Origin of the sequence: Mesorhizobium qingshengii (genome assembly GCF_900103325.1) — a bacterium.
Classification (GTDB): domain Bacteria; phylum Pseudomonadota; class Alphaproteobacteria; order Rhizobiales; family Rhizobiaceae; genus Mesorhizobium; species Mesorhizobium qingshengii.
Genome location: NZ_FMXM01000003.1, coordinates 144,679 through 163,146 on the forward strand (window position 1 = coordinate 144,679; position 18,468 = coordinate 163,146).

17 protein-coding genes are annotated in these 18,468 nt (G+C 64.7%); 5 read left to right on the forward strand and 12 right to left on the reverse strand.

Annotated elements, in window-relative coordinates; genetic code table 11:
- Window positions 1-37 precede the first annotated feature (37 nt).
- A complete protein-coding gene (locus tag BLS48_RS04355) occupies window positions 38-646 on the forward strand; it encodes a class I SAM-dependent methyltransferase (RefSeq protein WP_167364942.1) in 609 nt (202 codons plus the stop codon).
- A 24-nt stretch (window positions 647-670) separates the two neighbouring features.
- Here BLS48_RS04355 and BLS48_RS04360 read toward each other — a convergent pair whose 3' ends face one another.
- Both BLS48_RS04360 and BLS48_RS04365 read right to left on the reverse strand, forming a co-directional pair.
- Window positions 671-1,078 (reverse strand): GtrA family protein, encoded by a 408-nt coding sequence (locus BLS48_RS04360; RefSeq protein WP_091575791.1) that lies wholly within the window; start codon window positions 1,076-1,078, stop codon window positions 671-673.
- Window positions 1,075-2,319, reverse strand: coding sequence for a glycosyltransferase family 2 protein (locus BLS48_RS04365; RefSeq protein WP_091575792.1), 1,245 nt, complete (start codon window positions 2,317-2,319; stop codon window positions 1,075-1,077). Before BLS48_RS04365 ends, BLS48_RS04360 begins: the two co-directional genes overlap by 4 nt.
- 238 nt (window positions 2,320-2,557) lie before the next feature.
- Between BLS48_RS04365 and gshB the strand changes: the two genes are divergently transcribed.
- Window positions 2,558-3,499 carry a glutathione synthase gene (gene gshB, locus BLS48_RS04370; protein ID WP_091575793.1) on the forward strand — a complete coding sequence of 314 codons (942 nt, stop codon included), beginning with the start codon at window positions 2,558-2,560 and terminating at the stop codon, window positions 3,497-3,499.
- Between the two features lie 184 nt (window positions 3,500-3,683).
- Entirely contained in the window at window positions 3,684-5,216 is a 1,533-nt protein-coding gene (locus BLS48_RS04375) for a YifB family Mg chelatase-like AAA ATPase (protein WP_091575794.1), read from the forward strand.
- 78 nt (window positions 5,217-5,294) lie between these two features.
- On the opposite strand, the gene BLS48_RS04380 is transcribed toward BLS48_RS04375, so the two are convergent.
- From BLS48_RS04380 to BLS48_RS04420, 9 genes are all read right to left on the reverse strand, one after another.
- Window positions 5,295-5,951, reverse strand: a complete 657-nt coding sequence (locus tag BLS48_RS04380; RefSeq protein WP_091575795.1) for an outer membrane protein — start codon at window positions 5,949-5,951, stop codon at window positions 5,295-5,297.
- A gap of 151 nt (window positions 5,952-6,102) precedes the next feature.
- Complete coding sequence (locus BLS48_RS04385; RefSeq protein ID WP_091575796.1) at window positions 6,103-8,274, reverse strand: malate synthase G; 2,172 nt, start codon at window positions 8,272-8,274, stop codon at window positions 6,103-6,105.
- A 143-nt stretch (window positions 8,275-8,417) separates the two neighbouring features.
- Window positions 8,418-10,460, reverse strand: a complete 2,043-nt coding sequence (locus BLS48_RS04390; RefSeq protein ID WP_091575797.1) for a hydantoinase/oxoprolinase family protein — start codon at window positions 10,458-10,460, stop codon at window positions 8,418-8,420.
- Between the two features lie 330 nt (window positions 10,461-10,790).
- Window positions 10,791-11,093: a cupredoxin domain-containing protein gene (locus BLS48_RS04395; protein WP_091575798.1), complete on the reverse strand. Its 303-nt coding sequence runs from the start codon at window positions 11,091-11,093 to the stop codon at window positions 10,791-10,793.
- A 58-nt stretch (window positions 11,094-11,151) separates the two neighbouring features.
- On the reverse strand, window positions 11,152-11,778 hold the full coding sequence (locus tag BLS48_RS04400) for a CDGSH iron-sulfur domain-containing protein (protein WP_091575799.1): 627 nt from the start codon (window positions 11,776-11,778) through the stop codon (window positions 11,152-11,154).
- A gap of 69 nt (window positions 11,779-11,847) precedes the next feature.
- Window positions 11,848-12,219 carry a hypothetical protein gene (locus tag BLS48_RS04405; RefSeq protein WP_091576200.1) on the reverse strand — a complete coding sequence of 124 codons (372 nt, stop codon included), beginning with the start codon at window positions 12,217-12,219 and terminating at the stop codon, window positions 11,848-11,850.
- A 114-nt stretch (window positions 12,220-12,333) separates the two neighbouring features.
- Window positions 12,334-12,690 carry a hypothetical protein gene (locus BLS48_RS04410; protein WP_091576201.1) on the reverse strand — a complete coding sequence of 119 codons (357 nt, stop codon included), beginning with the start codon at window positions 12,688-12,690 and terminating at the stop codon, window positions 12,334-12,336.
- A 48-nt stretch (window positions 12,691-12,738) separates the two neighbouring features.
- Complete coding sequence (locus BLS48_RS04415) at window positions 12,739-14,226, reverse strand: pyridoxal phosphate-dependent decarboxylase family protein (RefSeq protein WP_091575800.1); 1,488 nt, start codon at window positions 14,224-14,226, stop codon at window positions 12,739-12,741.
- A 14-nt stretch (window positions 14,227-14,240) separates the two neighbouring features.
- A complete protein-coding gene (locus tag BLS48_RS04420; RefSeq protein ID WP_091575801.1) occupies window positions 14,241-15,329 on the reverse strand; it encodes a PLP-dependent cysteine synthase family protein in 1,089 nt (362 codons plus the stop codon).
- 201 nt (window positions 15,330-15,530) lie between these two features.
- Between BLS48_RS04420 and BLS48_RS04425 the strand changes: the two genes are divergently transcribed.
- Window positions 15,531-17,597 carry a transcriptional regulator gene (locus BLS48_RS04425; RefSeq protein WP_244529512.1) on the forward strand — a complete coding sequence of 689 codons (2,067 nt, stop codon included), beginning with the start codon at window positions 15,531-15,533 and terminating at the stop codon, window positions 17,595-17,597.
- 98 nt (window positions 17,598-17,695) lie between these two features.
- The gene (locus BLS48_RS04430) at window positions 17,696-17,875 is read left to right on the forward strand and encodes a hypothetical protein (protein ID WP_167364943.1); all 180 of its coding nucleotides are present in this window, start codon (window positions 17,696-17,698) and stop codon (window positions 17,873-17,875) included.
- Between the two features lie 47 nt (window positions 17,876-17,922).
- Here BLS48_RS04430 and BLS48_RS04435 read toward each other — a convergent pair whose 3' ends face one another.
- Window positions 17,923-18,465: a phosphatase PAP2 family protein gene (locus BLS48_RS04435; protein WP_091575803.1), complete on the reverse strand. Its 543-nt coding sequence runs from the start codon at window positions 18,463-18,465 to the stop codon at window positions 17,923-17,925.
- Window positions 18,466-18,468 lie beyond the last annotated feature (3 nt).

Consider the following 18,468-nt stretch of genomic DNA (forward strand, 5'->3'; position numbering starts at 1 on the left):
ACAGGCAATTCGGTCCTGGATCCTTGGCATGAATGTTATGGCGATCGAAAAAAAGATCCTGAACGCGGCCCACAGCCGTGCAGTGTTTCAACGCCGCATCCGCGTCCTCTCCGAACATATCGGCGCCATGCTGGGCGCCGAGGGCACCGTTCTCGATCTCGGCTGCGGCGATGGCTCGCTTGCCAAGGCTGTGATGGACAGGAAACCCGGGCTGACGTTTCGCGGGATCGATGTTTTTCTCCGTCCGCGTACGGCCATCCCGGTGGAGATCTTCGACGGCGCTACGATTCCGGCCGCTTCCGGGTCCTTCGACTGGGTGACCATAGTCGACGTTCTCCACCACACGGACCATCCCGGCCATCTTATCGCCGAAGCCGCAAGGGTCGCCCGCAAGGGCGTTGTCATCAAAGACCATCTGCGGGACGGGCCCTTCGCCCACGGCACACTCAGGTTCATGGACTGGGTGGGAAACAAGGGCCACGATGTGAGGCTGCCCTATAACTACCTGTCCAGACAGGAATGGGAAGCGATGTTCGGTCAGGTCGGGCTCAAGACCCAGACCTGGCGCGAAAACCTGGCGCTATATCCCTTTCCGGCGAACCTCCTGTTCGACAGGAGTCTGCACTTCGTCGCATCGCTTCGGTAACCGGCGGGCCGCTGCCGAACGCCTTCAAGCGGCTCTTTGATCGTCGCGAAACACCCAGACCAATGAAAGCACATAGCTCGCCGCGCTTGCGGCGACCGTGGTGATGGCTGACATGACCAGCGGCGACGCGGAAAATATCGACACCGCGACATGGGCGGACAGGCCTGCGAATGCTGCGCAGCCTAGCTGGGTGACGAGATAGCGTGGCAACGCATGGGCGTGGTCGTGCTGTCCCTCGAACGTCCAGCCGCGCTGTGCCGAATACGCCACTACGAACGCCAGCACATAGGCGATGACGCTCCCGACAAACGGCGGCAAGCCGGCCGAAACCAAGGCCCACGACAATCCGAAGAACAGCAGCGCCGCGCCAATGCCGACCATGGCGAACCGGATAAGCCGCACCGAGGCGAATTTTCGCGCAAGCCCGCTCATTTTTCAGCAGGCGCGACGGATTCGCCCGATCGGTTGGCCTGGCCTGCTTTCAGCCGTTTTACCGGTATCTCCAGAACCCCCAGCAGGAACGCCGAGAAGAATGCCTGGAATGAAATGACGATCAGGCTGAGGCCGAGCACGACGATACGCGGGATTTCGGAATCGTTCAGCGGACCGAAGCCGAGATGCGCCCAGCGCGCCACGGCATAGGAGAAGAACAGCACGCCGCCGGCGAAACAGATGCCGGCATTGGTGGCGAGACAATCGGTGCTGATGGTTCTGGTCAGCCAGTCGGAACGTCGGCTTGGCGGCAGAATCCCGGTTATCTCGGCATAGTAACGCGAAATGGCGCCAAAAGTGATGAGTTGGACGCCCGTAACGACCATGAAACAGGCGGCGACGAAGGTGTTGAGGTCGAGCGACAGATTGTCGATCACGCGTAGCGGCCCGAACACCAGCAGTGCCGCAAACAGCATGCCAAGGCCGCCGAGCACCGTGCCCGGTATGAAGAACATCCAGCGCGGATTGTAGACCAGCAGGAACTTCAGGTGCCGCCAGCCGTCGCGCCAGGTCCTGAGATGCGGGGGCCGGCTGCGGCCGTCGGGCTTGAGCTTGGTCGGCACTTCCTCGATACGCAGGCCGGCCAGCGCGCCGCGCACCACCATTTCGCTGGCGAATTCCATGCCGGTCGTCTGCAAATCGAGCTTCCTGACGCTCTCGGTGTTGAAGCCGCGCAGGCCGCAGTGGAAATCACCGGTCTTGATGCGGAAGAACAGCCGGCCGACGAAGCTCAGCACCGGATTGCCGAGATAGCGGTGCAGCGGCGGCATGGCACCGGGCTCGATGCCGCCTTGGAAGCGATTGCCCATGACCAGGTCGGCGCCGTCACGCAGGCGCGCAACGAAGGCTTCCAGCGCGCCGAAATCATAGCTGTCGTCGGCATCGCCCATGATGATGAAGCGGCCCTTGGCGGCGGCGATGCCACCGAGCAAGGCGGCGCCATAACCCCTTTCGGCCACAGGCACGACGCGGGCGCCGATCGCCGCGGCGATGTCCTGCGAGCCGTCGGTGCTGCCATTGTCGGCGATCAAGACCTCGCCGGAGATGCCGGCCTTGCCGAGAAAAGCCTTCGCCTTGCCGATGCAGACGGCCAGCGTCTCGGCCTCGTTGAGGCACGGCATGAGGATGGTGAGTTCGAGCTGTTTGGCCGAGGCGGCGCGGATGGCGGTGACGGCGTTCATGGTCGTTGTTCCATCGAGAACCGGTGCGGCAGCGGCGGGCCGGGTCAATTCGGCGCTTACCCTTGCACGGCAAGGCTTAAGAAAACGATGACGCGCAGCCTTGCCTTGTCTCCAACCGGCCGGTAGCGGCCGGGCTTGCGGTTGCCTGATGCCAATCTTCAAAATGTCGCGATTGGCAGACGCGCGGCGAGGCTGTACAGGCAAGACAGTCGCCCATCCGATGCGCCGGAGACCTGCCATGAAGCTGAAAATCGCCGTCCAGATGGACCATATCTCCACCGTGTCGATCGCCGGCGACACCTCGTTCGCGCTGTCGCTGGAGGCGCAGCGGCGCGGCCACCGGTTGTTTCACTACACGCCCGACCGGCTGTCGCTGCGCGACGGCAAGGTGTTTGCCCGCATCGAGGAGATGCAGCTGCGCGACGAGAAGGGCGATCACTATTCGCTGGGCGAGCCGGTGCGCACCGATCTCGCGGAAATGGACGTCGTCCTGCTGCGCCAGGATCCGCCCTTCGACATGAACTACATCACCACCACGCACATCCTCGAGCGCATCCATCCCGGGACGTTGGTGGTCAACGACCCGGCCTGGGTGCGCAACAGCCCGGAAAAGATCTTCGTCACCGAGTTTTCCGACCTGATGCCTGAGACGCTGATCACCAAGGACAGCCAGGAAGTCGCCGCCTTCCGCAAGGAGTTCGGCGACATCATCATCAAGCCGCTTTACGGCAATGGCGGCGCCGGCATCTTCCATCTGCACGAGGCCGACCGCAACCTCGCCTCGCTGCTCGAGATGTTCGGCCAGATGTTCCGCGAACCCTATATCGTGCAGCGTTACCTGAAGGAGGTGCGCAAGGGCGACAAGCGCATCATCCTGATAGACGGCGAGCCGGTCGGCGCCATCAACCGGGTGCCGGCCGAGCATGACTCCCGCTCCAACATGCATGTCGGCGGCCGCGCCGAAAAGACCGAGCTGACGGAGCGCGAGCGCGAGATCTGCGCCCGCATCGGACCCTCGCTGAAGGAGCGCGGCTTCATCCTCGTCGGCATCGATGTCATCGGCGACTACATGACCGAGATCAACGTGACGTCGCCGACCGGCGTGCGCGAGGTCAGGCGCTTCGGCGGCGCCGACATCGCCAGCCTGTTCTGGGACGCGATCGAGGACAAGCGGAAGTAAGCCGTTTTCATTTTGTCTTAACCATGTTCCGCTTCTGCAACCGCGCACAATCCGGCTGCAACCCAAGCGATTATGCGTTCCCGTAATGTTCTTGCTTTGACCGGGAAACTGTGATTGTCTCGCCAAGGGCTATCTGGGCCCTGATCGCACGGGCTGGGGCAAGCCCATCTCCAGGGTGGGGAAAATGGTGGCGCGGGTTCGTACGGTCGCTTTCCAGGGTATCGAGGCCGTGCCGGTCGACGTCCAGGTGATGATCGCACCCGGCAAGGTCAACATGCATATTGTCGGCCTGGCCGACAAGGCGGTGGCCGAAAGCCGCGAGCGGGTGCAGGCGGCTCTGCATGCATCCGGCCTGTCGATGCCGTCCAAGAAGGTCACGGTCAATCTGGCGCCGGCCGACCTGCCGAAGGAGGGCAGCCACTACGATTTGCCGATCGCGCTTGGCCTGATGGCGGCGCTGGGCGCCATTCCGGGCGACATGCTGGCCGGCTATGTCGTGCTTGGCGAGTTGTCGCTCGACGGCACGATCGCCGCCGTCGCCGGCGCCTTGCCAGCGGCGATCGGCGCCAACGCCGAGGGCAAGGGCCTGATCTGTCCGTTCGCCTGCGGGCCGGAAGCGGCCTGGGCGGGTGCTGATTTCGATATTCTGGCGCCGCGCAGCCTGATCGCCATCGCCAATCATTTTCGCGGCACGCAGGTGCTGTCGCGGCCGGAGGCCGGCATCCACGCCTCGGCGCGCGACCTGCCGGACCTTGCCGACATCAAGGGCCAGGAGACCGCCAAGCGGGCGCTGGAAGTGGCGGCTGCCGGTGGCCATAATCTGCTGATGGTCGGGCCGCCCGGCTCGGGAAAATCGATGCTGGCGCAGCGCCTGCCGTCCATCCTGCCGCCGCTGGCGCCGAAGGAGCTGCTGGAAGTCTCGATGATCGCCTCGGTGGCGGGCGAGCTCGGCGAGGGCAAGCTGACCGACCGGCGGCCGTTCCGCGCCCCGCACCATTCGGCCTCGATGGCGGCTATGGTCGGCGGCGGCATGCGGGCACGGCCGGGCGAAGTGTCGCTCGCCCATCACGGCGTGCTGTTCCTCGACGAATTCCCGGAATTCACGCCGCAGACGCTCGATGCGCTGCGCCAGCCGCTGGAGACCGGCGACTGCATGATCGCGCGCGCCAACCATCGCGTAACCTATCCGGCGCGCATCCAGCTGGTGGCGGCGATGAACCCCTGCCGCTGCGGCATGGCCGGCGAGCCGGGCTATCGCTGCCTGCGCGGTGAGCGCTGCCGCACCGACTACCAGGCGCGTATCTCAGGGCCGCTGCTCGACCGCATCGATCTCAGGATCGAGGTGCCGGCAGTCTCGGCCAGCGACCTGATCCGGCCCGACCGGGCGGAGAAAAGTGCCGATGTGGCGCTGCGCGTGGCGCGCGCCCGCACCATCCAGCGCGAGCGGTTCGAGCGGCGCGGCGTCATCAGCGCCACCACCAACGCGCATTGCGCGCCGGCGGTCATCGAGGAGATCGCCATGCCCGACGCCGCCGGCCTGTCGCTGCTCAAGGACGCCAGCGAAAAACTCGCCTTTTCGGCGCGGGCCTATCACCGCGTGCTGAAAGTGGCGAGGACGCTCGCCGATCTCGACGCCAGCGAAACCGTAGGCCGCATCCATCTCGCCGAAGCGATCTCCTACCGCATGAGTTCGGAGCGGGTGGCGCAGGCGGCTTGATGGCGTTTCACTGCATGCCTCAGCGCGCCACCTGGCTGGCCTCGCCGATATCAAGGGCTGGCGTAGCTTTGCGGAGGGTCAGAACTTATAGGCAACGGCCGCGCGAACGATGCTGAAGTTCGTCTTCACGTCATAAGGCGTGCCCGGCGCGAACCCAAAATCTTTCTTTCCAAGGTCAACGTAGAGATATTCAGCGCGCGCGGTCCAATTGCTATTGAAGGCATACTCAATGCCGCCGCCAACCGCATATCCTGTCTGGAACTTGCTCTCGGCAGCGCTGAAGACATGCTCATCAATCTTTACGTCGCCCATTGCAACGCCGGCTGTGACATATGGAAGCCAACGATCAAAAGCGTAGCCCACACGGCCACGAATGGTTCCGAAAGCATCCAGCCTCGCTTCGGCACCGAGCTCGCCGCCGCCCAGGCCAGGCGAGAATTCTTTCTTGAATCCTAGATAATTGATATCGCCTTCAACGCCAAGAACCCACTGACCGTATTGATAGTTGGCGCCAACCAAAGCGCCGCCGGTGAAATTCCTGATGTCAGCTGATCCGGGAATACCAATAAAGTCACCGTCGATCTTGCCGAATGCGCCGCCAGCGTTTGCGCCGACATAAAAACCCGTCCAGGAATACGGAAGATCCATGGCGGCCACTGGCTCGACCATGTCTGCGGCATAGGCGCCGCTTACGCTCATGGCCGTAGCAAAAAATATCCCTGAAATAAGACGCATTGTTGCCCCCCCTCGATCCGAACCGCCATCGCCACTGTTGAAACTAATATAGCCTAACGGTTAGAAAAGCCCGTGCCAAAACAGTCACTTTGTTGAATAAATAAGCGACGTCGGCCCTTGGCATCCCCACGGTACTTTCCGGACCTTCGGATCAGGCCGTTGCTTTCGCCTTCAACTCCAGCCTCCGCGCATGCAGCACCGGCTCGGTGTAGCCGTTGGGCTGGACGCGGCCCTTGAAGACCAGGTCGCAGGCGGCGAGGAAGGCGATCGACTTGTCGAAATCGGCCGCCATCGGCCGATAGAGCGGATCGCCTTCGTTCTGGCGGTCGACGATCGCGGCCATGCGCTTCATCGTGGCCATCACCTGGTCGGCGCTGCACACGCCATGATGCAGCCAGTTGGCGATGTGCTGCGAGGAGATGCGCAGCGTGGCGCGGTCTTCCATCAGACCGACATCGTTGATGTCCGGCACTTTCGAGCAGCCGACGCCCTGGTCGATCCAGCGCACGACATAGCCGAGAATGCCTTGCGCGTTGTTGTCGAGTTCCTTCTGGATGTCGGCCTCGCTCCAATTCGGCCGCACCGCGACCGGCACCGACAAGATATCGTCGAGCCTGGCCTTGGGCCGGTTCTTCAGCGCTGCCTGCACGGCGTGGACGTCGACCTTGTGGTAGTGCGTGGCGTGCAACGTCGCCGCCGTCGGCGACGGAACCCAGGCGGTGTTGGCGCCGGCCTTGGGATGGGCGATCTTCTCGACCAGCATCGCCGCCATCAAATCGGGCATCGCCCACATGCCCTTGCCGATCTGGGCGTGACCGGCCAGCCCGCATTCCAGCCCGGTGTCGACATTCCAGGCCTCGTAGGCGGAGATCCAGGCGGCCTGCTTCATGTCGCCCTTGCGGATCATCGGGCCGGCTTCCATCGAGGTGTGGATCTCATCGCCGGTACGGTCGAGGAAGCCGGTGTTGATGAACACCACGCGCTCTTTTGCCGCGCGGATCGCCTCCTTGAGGTTGATCGTGGTGCGCCGCTCCTCGTCCATGATACCCATCTTGATGGTGTTCCTGGCCATGCCGAGCAGCGCTTCGACACGATCGAAGATCTCGACGGCGAAGGCGACTTCCTCCGGCCCGTGCATCTTGGGCTTCACGACATACATCGAGCCGGCGCGGGAATTGGCGCGGCGGCCATTGGACCCGACATCGTGCAGCGCGATCAGCGCCGTCATCGCCGCATCCATGATGCCTTCCGGAACCTCGTTGCCGTCGCGGTCTGTTATCGCCGGGTTGGTCATCAGGTGGCCGACGTTCCTGACCAGCATCAGCGAGCGGCCGGGCACCGTCAGCGTGCCGCCGGCGGGCGCGGTGTAGGACCGGTCGGGGTTGAGCTTGCGGGTGAACGTGCGGCCGCCTTTGCTGATCTCCTCGGCCAGGTCGCCCTTCATCAGGCCGAGCCAGTTGCGGTAAACGACGACCTTGTCCTGCGCATCCACCGCCGCGACCGAATCCTCACAGTCCTGGATGGTGGTCAGCGCCGATTCCAGGATGACGTCGGCGATCCCGGCCGGATCGGTGCGGCCGATCTGGTTGTTGCGGTCGATCGATATCTCGATGTGCAGCCCATTTTTCACGAGCAGCACGGCGTCGGGATTGGCGGCGTCGCCGCGATAGCCGACGAATTGTCTGGGGTCGGCCAATGTCGTGGAGCCCGCACCGGCGCTCAGCCGCAGGGCGCCATTGGCCACCGAAAGGCCGTTGACGCCGGGCCATTTGCCCAGGGTGAGGGGGGCGGCCTCGTCAAGAAGTGTCTTCGTCCAAGCCACGACCCTGGCGCCACGCGCCGGATTGAAGTTCTTGCCCTTTTCGGCGCCATCCGTCTCGGGAATGGCGTCCGTGCCATAGAGCGCGTCGTAGAGCGAACCCCAGCGCGCATTGGCGGCGTTGAGGGCGTAGCGGGCATTCATCACCGGCACGACCAGCTGTGGCCCGGCGACCACGGCGATTTCCGGGTCGACATTGTCGGTCGACACGCTGAAGGCCGGCCCTTCGGGGACGAGATAGCCGATCTCTTTCAGGAAACCTTTGTAGGCCTCCATGTCGACGGGCGCGCCATGGTCGCGATACCAGCCGTCGAGCTTCTCCTGCATGGCGTCGCGCTTTGCCAGCAGCGCCCGGTTTTTCGGGGCGAGGTCATGGACGATGACTGAGAAGCCGCTCCAGAACGCGTCCGCCGCGACGCCGGTGCCGGGCAACGCCTCGTCAGCCACAAAATCATGCAGCTCGCGGGCAATCCGCAATCCAGCGATCTCGATGCGATCGGTCATAAGGCTTCTCCAGACGAAAGGCTTCGCGGGCCTTTGGCATGTCAGGGGTGCAGGGTCAATTCGGCTTAAGGTGAAGGGAACATTTAGGCAAGGTTGGCAAAACCGGCCATGAGAGCGTCCTTCTTCCCGGCGCGGAGAAGACGCTACACCGCAATGCGCGGCCTTCCCGAGGCCACCGCCACGACATGCGCCTCGATGAACATGCGCTGGGCTTCGACGGTCGAAACGCGGAATTCGGTGGTGACGTCGATCTCGGCGCTGTCGGTGCCGGCATCCCTGGCCCGCTGGGCGACGATGGCGCGGACATCGGCCTCGGCCGCCGCGATCGCCGTGGCTTCGTCGAGGAAATCGCGCACGGTTTCACCCGAGGCAAGACGGAACAGCCCTTCCTTGGGCTGGCTGACCCGCGCCTCGGCCGACACCCGCACCTGACCGACGACGGCGCCGAGCGCATTGGCGACATCGGTATCTTCCGGCACCACGCAGTCATTGCCGACCAACGGTGGCAGGCCGGCATAATGCAGCGGCGCCGAGGCGCCAAGGCCGATGACCGGGCGGTCGAGCGCGACGCTGAGGCGGGCGATGCCGGGATGCGCGTCGACGGCACGCTGCACCAGCGCGTGCGCCACCGTCGCCGCGCCATCGAGCCCATCCTCGGCAAAGGCGGTTTCGAGGATATATTCGGCCGACCAGCGCGTCAGCGTCACCAGCACGCGCTCCGAGATTGCTTCGGGCGAGGCGGCGATAGGCTGGCCACGGCCGTCCCGCTTGCGCGCGAACAGCTCGGCGCCGAGCCGAGCCGCGACCGGATCCCAGTTCGCCTGCTTGCCCAGCACATGAGCGGCGTCCGACGGGGTGAAGCCGGCGACATGCACCAGTCCGCGCGACACAAGCCGGTTGAGCGTGGCGTTCTGCGCGTTCGAGGTCAAAAGCTTGTCGATGGCGAGCGGCACCGCCCCGATCGCCTCGTAGAGCCTGGCTTCAGCGCCGGTCAGCCCGGCGGCGAGCCGGTCCGGCACGCCGGTGCGCACCGCGAAGCGGCCATCCATGCGGCCGGGATTGGGTGCCCGCAGTTGCCGTTCGAGTTCCGCTGTGACCGCGGCGCCATGCGCCATGCCGGCCAGCGCCAGCGGCACCAGGCGGCGCGGCCCCAGCAGGATCTTCGGGTTGAGTGCGCCATCCTCCAGCGCCACTTCGGAATCACCGCCGAGGCCGTAAGTGCGCATGGCGACCGCCTCGACCATGGTGCGAAAGCCGCCGACGGTGGCGCCTTCCGGATCAAGCCGCGGGCGGCCGTTGTCGAGCACGGCGACGTCGGTGGTGGTGCCGCCGATGTCGGAGACGATGGCATTGTCGAGCCCGGTCATGTGGTGGGCGCCGACCAGGCTGGCGGCCGGACCGGACAGGATCGTCTCGATCGGCCGCTGGCGGGCGAAGGCGGCCGAAACCAGCGCGCCGTCGCCGCGCACCACCATCAGGGGCGCCATGATCTTGCGTGCTTCCAAAAAGCCTTCGGTCGCCGCCACCAGCCGGTCGATCATCGAGATCAGCCTGGCGTTGAGCAACGTCGTCAGCGCCCGGCGCGGACCGCCGAGCTTGGCCGACAGCTCGTGGCTGGCGGTGACCGGCAGGCCCGTCCTTTCGCGGATCAGGTCGCGGGCGGCAATCTCGTGCGCCGGGTTGCGGGTGGCGAAATAGGCGCAGACGGCAAAACCGGACACCGAGGCGCCGAGTTCCGGCAAGGCGGCCTCCAGTCCGGACAGGTCGAGCCTGGCGGCATTGCCGTGCACATCGTGGCCGCCGGGGCAGAACACCACCGGGTCGGTGCCGAGAGCGGCCCTCAGCCCGTCGCGGGCGAGGTCGGCCTCGGAAAAACCGATCATCACCAGCGCGACGCGGCCGCCCTGGCCCTCGACCAGCGCGTTGGTGGCAAGCGTCGTCGACATCGAGACCAGCTTGATGGCGGCCGGATCGGTGCCGGCCTTCCGCAGCACCGCGTCGACGGCGCCGGCAATACCAACGGCGAGGTCATGCCGCGTGGTCAGCGCCTTGGCCTTGGCCAGCACCTTGCCCTTGTTCGGCCCCTGCTGCGGGCCTTCCGTCTCGGACCACAGGACGGCATCAGTGTAGGTGCCACCGGTGTCGATCCCGAGGAACAGCGGCTTTGGCTTGGTCTTGGCGATCATTCTTTTGGCGGATCCGGACAGGCGAGGCTTTTTGCTCTCCGCCCTTAGCCGATACGGGCCGGCCGATAAAGCGGCGAGCGCTGGGCCAACACGCGATGGCCGCGATGGGGACCCGATCTGCCCCTTGCCGAGGGAGGGCTGCTTTGGCGCAACGATAAAGCGCGCCGCGTTGAAACGGATTCACGCGACGCGCTTCAAGTCCTTGTTATCATGCATGTCGTTGCCCCAAAAGCGCTGCGCACTCTTGGGCGACATGTATTGGTGACCATCTCCTGCCGATGCTGGAGGTGTTCCCGGCATGGCGAAAGATCAAGTCTGGCGAGGATGCCGCTATTTCGCCGTGACGGTGCCCTTCATCGAGCTGTGGATCGCACAATGGAAGGGGTGCGCACCGGCGGCCGATATCTTGACCTTGGCGCTCTTGCCGGTGGCGAGATGGCCGGTGTCGAAGGAGCCGTCGAGCGCGGTGGCGGTGTGCGTCATCGCGTCGGCATTGGTGAAGGTGATGGTGTCGCCGACGGCGACCGAGATTTTGGACGGGTTGAATTTCATGCCCTTGATCTGGACCGCGTGATTGGCGGCGTAGGCGGGCATGGCAAAGGCAAGCAGAGCAAGAACAAGCATGGTGCGCATGGTGAATTTCCTCCTGAGCGCGAACCCTCATCCTACACTAACGCTGGCGAATGGTCTTTCATGCCACGAAGCCGATCTTTTTATGCGTGCCGTCGCAAAACGGCTTGTTGGCCGAATGGCCGCAGCGGCAGAGGAAGGTGCGTTGCGTGCGGTCGATCGTGTGACCGGTGCCGGTGACGATCTCGACATTGCCCTCGAGCTTGAGCGGGCCGTTGGTGGTCGGCGTCACTTTCAGCGGGCCATTCCTCGCCTCCAGCGCCGGCGTGTCCTTGAGCGGCGGCTCGCCGGTGGCGGCAAAACCCGATTTGGTGTGGCTGCCGTCGCAGAACGGCTTGTTTTCCGAAGCGCCGCAGCGGCAGAGCGTGGCGCGATAAAAGGTCTCTCCGTCGAGTACGATCTCGGCATGGACCGCCAGCGGGCCGTTTTCCCGCAGCCGCACGGTGTTGACCACCGGCGGCTGTTCCTGCGGCCCGCCGTCCTTTCTGATGTAGGTGATGGCGCCGGAAGGACAGCTTTCGGCGATCGCTACCACCTTTTCGACGCTGGCCGCGTCGGGGTGGATCCACTGCCCCGGCGCGTTGGGTACGAAGACATGCGGATCGCCAAGCACGCAATTGCGCGAATGGATGCAGCGTTTGCTGGAAAATCCGACGTCGATCTTGTCGCTTTCGACCATGCCTGCCATCGCCGCGCTCCTGCTCGCCCCGCCAGGGCTTCCTGTCACGCCGGACCGGCTCCCGCAAGCTAGTCCGATTCACGGGGTCAATTCAATTTCCTCGGTCTCGCCGCCGTTGCAGGTATAGCAGCAGTCGTCGCATTTTTCCTTGTTGCCGGGACCGACGCCCCAATAGGTCTCTTCGTCGCCATCGACCCAGGCGCCGTAGCAGATCGACTCGCCCTCGTTGCAGGAGACCGGTATCTGCTTGGTCTCGCCGTCGTCGAGATAGAAATCCTTGCCGTCACCCGGCCAGACATAGTCACGGTCCTGGCTGTAGAGCTCGAGCCGCATGGCATTGGGGTGGCTGTTCTTGATGGCGAAGGTGATATCGGCGGCATGCGCCGCCGGCGCAAACAGCGCGGCAAGAGAGAGCGCGACCAGCGTGCGGCGCGCATAAGCGTAAAACATGATAACCCCCTGAATAAGCGGCCCACGCGGCCGCGCGGCGACCATCGCATGCGGCATCGAATCGCGGAAGTGGGCCATGCGCGCCGACCCCTGACTAAATTTGGGTCCGACGTCTCATGGCACCAGATCGATCGTCTCGGTGGTATGTTCCACGCAGATGAAGCAGCAGGTGTCGCAGGGCTGGTCATTGTCCGGCCCGACGCCGGCGGAGATGCTGTCGTTGCCGTTGACCCAGGCGCCGTAGCAGATGTGTTCGCCCTGATTGCAGGACAGCGGCACCGATTTCTGCGAGCCCGGATCGATCAGGAACACCTGGTCGTTGCCCGGCCAGACGGTTTCGCGGTCATGGCTGAACAGTTCCACCGCGACCGCTTCCTTACGCAGGTTCTTGACGAAGAAGGCAATGTCGGCGGCCTCGGCCGAAGTGGTGAAGACCAGTGCCAAGAGCGCGGCCATGCGAAAGAGCGTCACGATCGGACCTCCCGAATCATCCCGGCAGAATCGCATGCCTGCCACGAACTAGGAAGACGTGGAGCTCTCCGCCGTAATTTCCCGCCCCAGCCGCACCGTTTCACGCATCAGAAGGTCGAGATCCTCTCGCCGAGTGCGATGGTTGTTGATCGCCACGCGCAGGCAGTGTTCGCCATGCACCGTGGTGTCCGACAGCACGGCGATGCCCTGTTCCTGCAGCCGCAGCATGATCTCGGTGTTGAGCGCCTTCAGCGCCTCGCCGGCGAGGCCGGGCTGATAGCGGAAGCAGACGATGTTGATGGTTGGCGGCGCGACCAGTTGCAGCAGCGGCTCGGCCTCGATTAGCCCGGCGAGATAGGCCGCTTGCGCGATGTTCTGGTCGATCAGGCGGCCGAACTTGTCGGCGCCATGCTCCTTCAGCGCCATCCACACCTTGAGCGCGCGAAAACCGCGCGTCGTCTGCAAACCGTAGTCGTGCAGCCATTCGCCGGAGGCGAGGCCACGCGGCGTCGATTCCAGATATTCCGGCGTTACCGCGAAGGTCTTGCGGTGCGCGACGGCATCCCTGACCAGGGCGCAACCGACCTCGAACGGCGCATGCAGCCATTTGTGCGGGTCGAGCGCGACCGAATCAGCCCATTCGATGCCGGCAACGCGATAGGCGTTGCGTGGCGCGATGGCGATGAGCGCGCCGATGCAGCCGTCGACATGGAACCAGAGGTCTTCCTCGTGCGCCAGTTTGGCAAGCGTCCGCAGGTCGTCGATCGCCCCGGTGTTCACCGTGCCGGCATTGCCGATGACACAGGCCGGCTTGAACCCGGCCGCGCGATCCTCGGCAATCGCTGCCCGCAAGGCGGCGATGTCGATGCGCAGGCTGGCGTCGGTCGCAATACGGCGCAGCGCCCGATTGCCGAGGCCGAGCGCTTCCATTGCCTTACGATGGCAGGAATGGATCTGGTCCGAGCCATAGAAGCGCAACGGCTTTTCGATGGCGGCAACGCCGTGCTCGCGCACGTCGATACCGGCCTTGGTGTTGCGCGCCACCGTCAGCCCGATGATGTTGGCCATCGAGCCGCCGCTGACCAGCGTTCCGCCGGCCGAAGCGGGAAAGCCCAGCATCTGCTTGCACCAGTTGACCACCTGGCCGTCCATCAGCCCGGCGGCGTGGTTGCCGCCGCCGAGATTGGAGCCCTGGACCGCCGCCAGGAAATCGCCAAGCGCGCCGGTGAAGTTGCTCGACCCCATGTACCAGGCCCAGAAGCGCGGATGGATGTTGCCCATCGGGTAGGACATCACGGTCCGGGAGACCTCGCCATAGACGGCGGCAAGGGACGCCGGCGATCGCGGCAGGGGCTCCGCGAAGAACTCTCGCACATCCGCCGGCATCTCCCGCCAGACCGGGCGGTCGCGCACATCGCTCAGATAGGCGACGGCATCATCGATGACCCGGTGCGACAGGACCTGAACATCGGCCCAGTCAGTGGGGTCAAGCGTTTCCTCGGCCAGCATGCCAGAGGCTTCCTGCACGGCGTCCATGCTTAGGTCTCCCGTCAAGCCGCCGGGAACTGGCAGCCCGGCGTCGAGCGCGACAGCGCCATCTCATCGGCGTCCATCTCGGCCTCGATGCCATCGAACAGCGGCGTCGACATGTAGCGCTCTCCGGTGTCGGGCAGCATGCACAGGATCACCGCGCCAGCCGGCGCTTTCTCCGCGACCTGCCGCGCCACCGCGAAGGTGGCCCCGCCGGAGATGCCGGTGAAGATGCCTTCCTGGCGCGCTAGCGCCTTGGCCCATTTGATGCCTTCGGGCCCGGCAATCGGAATCACCTCGTCATAGAGGCTGGCGTCGATGGCTTCCTGCAGCACGTTGGGGATGAAGTCCGGCGTCCAGCCCTGGACAGGATGCGGCTCGAAGGCCGGATGGCTGGCGGCCGGGGCGCCATCGGCACCGCGCTGCTGCGCCTTGCCGCTGCCGACAAGCTGCGCGTTGGCCGGCTCGGAGAGCACGATGCGGGTCTCCGGCCGCTCGCGGCGCAGCACGCGGGCCACGCCGACGACGGTGCCGCCGGTGCCATAGCCGGTGACGAAGCAGTCGAGCCGCGAGCCGGCGAAATCATTGATGATCTCGCGCGCCGTGGTGGTCTCGTGGATGGCGGCATTGGCCGCCGTCTCGAACTGGCGGGCGAGGAACCAGCCATTGGCCTCAGCCAGTTCCACCGCCTTCTTGTACATACCGAAGCCTTTTTCGGCGCGTGGCGTCAGCACCACCTTGGCGCCCAGCATGCGCATCAGCTTGCGGCGCTCGACGGAAAAACTGTCGGCCATGGTGACGACCAGCGGATAGCCTTTCTGCGCGCAGACCATGGCCAGCCCGATGCCGGTGTTGCCGCTGGTCGCCTCGACCACGGTCTGTCCCGGCTTCAGCGCGCCGCTGCGCTCGCCCTCCTCGATGATGTTGAGCGCCAGCCGGTCCTTCACCGACGCGCCCGGATTGAAGAACTCGGCCTTCACATAGATCGTCGCGTGGGCCGGCCCGAGATTGTTGATGCGGATCGCCGGCGTGTCACCGACGGTGTCGAGAATGCTGTCGAACAGGCGGCCGCGGCCGGCCGTGGTCCTGATTTTCCGTTGCTGCAACATGGAAGAACTCCTCGTCTGTCGTCGTTGTCGTCACGAACCGGTTACAAGCCGGCGGCTTGGGCGGCGAGGTTTCGACACCTGGTCGCGCTACAGTTCCTTGACTTGCCGGCAATAGCGCATCCAGCGCGGAAGGTGCTGCTGGGTGTGCCCTGTCGCGTTCGGTGATAGACTGGAGGCCGACTGGCCAGCGTGGGAGAAGGCGTGGGAATACGCGTGGAATCCGCTCTATCGAGCCTGGACGGCGAGGCCGCCGGCCTTTCCGTGCGCCTGCTCGGACCGCTGACGATCGCCCGCAATGGCGTTCAGGTGAAGTTGCCGGCCTCGCGCAAGCTGCGCGCCCTCTTCGCCTATCTGGCGCTCGCCCCGCACGCCGTCGGGCGCAGCCGGCTCTGTGAACTTCTGTGGGATGTGCCGAACGACCCGCGAGGCGAGCTTCGCTGGTGCCTCAGCAAGCTTCGCGGCGTTCTCGACGAACCGGATCGCAGCAGGATCGAGACATCGGCCGACACCATCGCGCTCGATCTGAAGGACGTTTTCATCGATGCCGCCGAAATCGCCTCGGTCGCCGCGAGAGGGGTGGAAGAGCTCGGTCTGGACCGGCTGCAAGCCCTGTCCAGACTGTTCATCGGCGATTTCCTCGATGGGCTGGAGATCGACCGCAGCCCCCATTTCAACAGCTGGGTGACAGCGCAACGGCGTCGCTTCAGCTCCTGCCACGCCGCTATTCTGGAACACCTTGTCAACAATCTCCCGGCGGACGGCGACGACGTCTCCGCCCATCTCGAAAAATGGCTGGAGCTCGCACCGTTCGACGCGCGCGCGCATATAGCTCTTCTGACAAGGCTTGCGCGGCACGGTCAGTTTGGCACCGGCGAGGACCATCTTGCATCCGCTGCGCGGTTGTTCCAATCGGAAGAACTGGATTTCGGGCCTGTGCGCGAGGCATGGCGAACGATCCGCGACAGGCAACCGAGCACGGCGTTGTGGGTGCAGTCGGCTAGTCCGGCTTCAGCAGACCAGGCACCTATCCTGCTTGCCGATTCTGATGCCGCCGCAGCGCGGAAAGCTTCGCTCGCCGTGATGCCGTTTGTCGAAGACGCCGCCATTGGTGGCGTTCGCGGCGGGCTCGCCGACGGCCTTACCCACGACATCATCACCCGGCTCGCCAAGCTCAGGGATTTCTTTGTCATCGCGCGCGGATCGGTGTTTGCGCTGGCCGAGAAGAACATCGCCCCCGAGGATGCCGGCCGCAGGCTGAATGTCGACTATATCGCCACGGGCACGGTGCGCAGCCCGACAGGCGGCGCGGTGCATGACGCGTCCGGCCGTCTCATTGTCAGTGTCGAACTCATCGAGGTGCGCACGGCCAGGATCGTCTGGGCCGAGACGTTCGAGCGCCGGCCCGACGACATCTTCGCCGTGCTCGACGATATCTGCAACAGCATCGTCTCATCGATCTCGGCCGAGATCGAAACGGTCGAACGCAACCGTGCGATGCTGAAGGCGCCCAACTCGCTCAACGCCTGGGAAGCCTACCATCGCGGCCTCTGGCACATGTACCGCTTCACCCAGACCGAGAACGAGCAGGCGCGGCATTTCTTTGACATGGCCCTGCGGCTCGACCCGACCTTCGCCCGCGCCTATGCCGGCCTGTCCTTCACCCACTGGCAGAACGCCTTCCAGCGCTGGGGCGACCGCGACCGGGAAAGCGCGCTCGCCTTCGAGAGCGCCGGCCACAGCCTGCTGGTCGACGACCAAAATCCGGCCGCGCACTGGGCGATGGGCCGGGCGCTGTGGCTGCGCGGCGAGCAGGACGGCTCGCTGCTCGAACTGGAACGGGCGGTGGATCTCAGCCCCAATTTCGCGCTTGGCCATTACGCGCTGTCCTTCGTGCACTCGCAGTCGGGCGACCCGCAAGCGGCAATCGGCTCGTCCGACCATTCGCGCCATCTCAGCCCGTTCGACCCGCTGCTGTTCGGCATGCTGGGGGCGCGGGCGATGGCGCATGTCCGGCTCGGCCAGTTCGAGGAAGCGGCCGAATGGGCGCTGAAGGCGGCGGCGCGGCCAAACGCGCATGCCATCATCCTGGCGATCGCCGCGCATTGCCTGGCGCTGGCGGGTCGCCTCGACGAGGCACGAGGCTTTGCCGCCGCCATCCGCAAGACATTGCCGCACTACTCGAGCGACGATTTCATCGGCACTTTCCGCTTCGAGCCCGATGCGGCGGCACTCTTCCGGCAAGGCGCCGGGCGCATTGGTCTGGGCTGAAGCCGGGCGCAATTTCCCGCCGGTTAACAAAGTCGGAAGGGGTTGCTTAACCGTTCGCGGCTATGTCACGCCCTGGGGGGCATGACAAAGTGAGTATGATGAGCAACAGCCCCAAGAAGCGCAGCGAATGGCGCGCCATTTTCTATGTGCAAGCCCGCGTTGCCATCCTGTTTGTGCCGGTCGTTGCCAGCCTGCTGATCATAGCGGCACTTGCCGGCAACGAACGCAAATCCGTTCCCAATACGCTCGACCCGACTGTCACGGGGTCGGTGCGATAAACGGCGCGGCGGCAAACGCCTGCCAAGAAGCTTCGAACCGCGCCTGCTTAAAGAATCTTGGTCACCAGTTTGTCCAGCCGGGAGTTCTCCCGGTAAGCCAGCCGCACCATGATGGCGCCCGCGACGCCAGTGATGGCCCCGCCGACAACGTCGGTCAGGTAGTGCGTCCCGATGTAGATTCTCGACCAGCAGATCAGCAATGCCATGACGAGAAGCGCAATCGTCCGGCGCGGCAGACCTTGCATCGCAAAGGCCGCGACAATCGCAATGGTGGCTGTCGCGTGATCGGACGGGAATGACCAGTCTGCGCTGGGCGCAATCAACAGATGCGTCACACCGGCATCGTAGGGCCGTATCCGATGCACGAAGAGAAGAATGAACTGGTTGACCGCAAGACCCAGCAGGAACGCCAGGCCGGCCGAAACCGCCGCATGACGAACATGGTGGCGGTCGACCTTCGCCCACCATTGCAGGACCACGGCCAGCACCATGAGGGGAACGCCGATTTGTGAGATACCGACCATTGCTTTATCAAGCAAAGGGCTGATACCGGCCGCGGCGTTTATCCAGTGCGTTAAAGCTGCATCCATTTG

Bases quoted from the DNA above. Each gene is read 5' to 3' on its own strand.
- BLS48_RS04375 (WP_091575794.1), top strand. From the start codon at position 3,684: ATGGTGGCGCGGGTTCGTACGGTCGCTTTCCAGGGTATCGAGGCCGTG.
- BLS48_RS04380 (WP_091575795.1), bottom strand. From the start codon at position 5,951: ATGCGTCTTATTTCAGGGATATTTTTTGCTACGGCCATGAGCGTAAGC.
- gshB (WP_091575793.1), top strand. From the start codon at position 2,558: ATGAAGCTGAAAATCGCCGTCCAGATGGACCATATCTCCACCGTGTCG.
- BLS48_RS04365 (WP_091575792.1), bottom strand. From the start codon at position 2,319: ATGAACGCCGTCACCGCCATCCGCGCCGCCTCGGCCAAACAGCTCGAA.
- BLS48_RS04355 (WP_167364942.1), top strand. From the start codon at position 38: ATGGCGATCGAAAAAAAGATCCTGAACGCGGCCCACAGCCGTGCAGTG.
- BLS48_RS04405 (WP_091576200.1), bottom strand. From the start codon at position 12,219: ATGTTTTACGCTTATGCGCGCCGCACGCTGGTCGCGCTCTCTCTTGCC.
- BLS48_RS04415 (WP_091575800.1), bottom strand. From the start codon at position 14,226: ATGGACGCCGTGCAGGAAGCCTCTGGCATGCTGGCCGAGGAAACGCTT.
- BLS48_RS04400 (WP_091575799.1), bottom strand. From the start codon at position 11,778: ATGGCAGGCATGGTCGAAAGCGACAAGATCGACGTCGGATTTTCCAGC.
- BLS48_RS04395 (WP_091575798.1), bottom strand. From the start codon at position 11,093: ATGCGCACCATGCTTGTTCTTGCTCTGCTTGCCTTTGCCATGCCCGCC.
- BLS48_RS04430 (WP_167364943.1), top strand. From the start codon at position 17,696: ATGAGCAACAGCCCCAAGAAGCGCAGCGAATGGCGCGCCATTTTCTAT.
- BLS48_RS04435 (WP_091575803.1), bottom strand. From the start codon at position 18,465: ATGGATGCAGCTTTAACGCACTGGATAAACGCCGCGGCCGGTATCAGC.
- BLS48_RS04390 (WP_091575797.1), bottom strand. From the start codon at position 10,460: ATGATCGCCAAGACCAAGCCAAAGCCGCTGTTCCTCGGGATCGACACC.
- BLS48_RS04360 (WP_091575791.1), bottom strand. From the start codon at position 1,078: ATGAGCGGGCTTGCGCGAAAATTCGCCTCGGTGCGGCTTATCCGGTTC.
- BLS48_RS04385 (WP_091575796.1), bottom strand. From the start codon at position 8,274: ATGACCGATCGCATCGAGATCGCTGGATTGCGGATTGCCCGCGAGCTG.
- BLS48_RS04420 (WP_091575801.1), bottom strand. From the start codon at position 15,329: ATGTTGCAGCAACGGAAAATCAGGACCACGGCCGGCCGCGGCCGCCTG.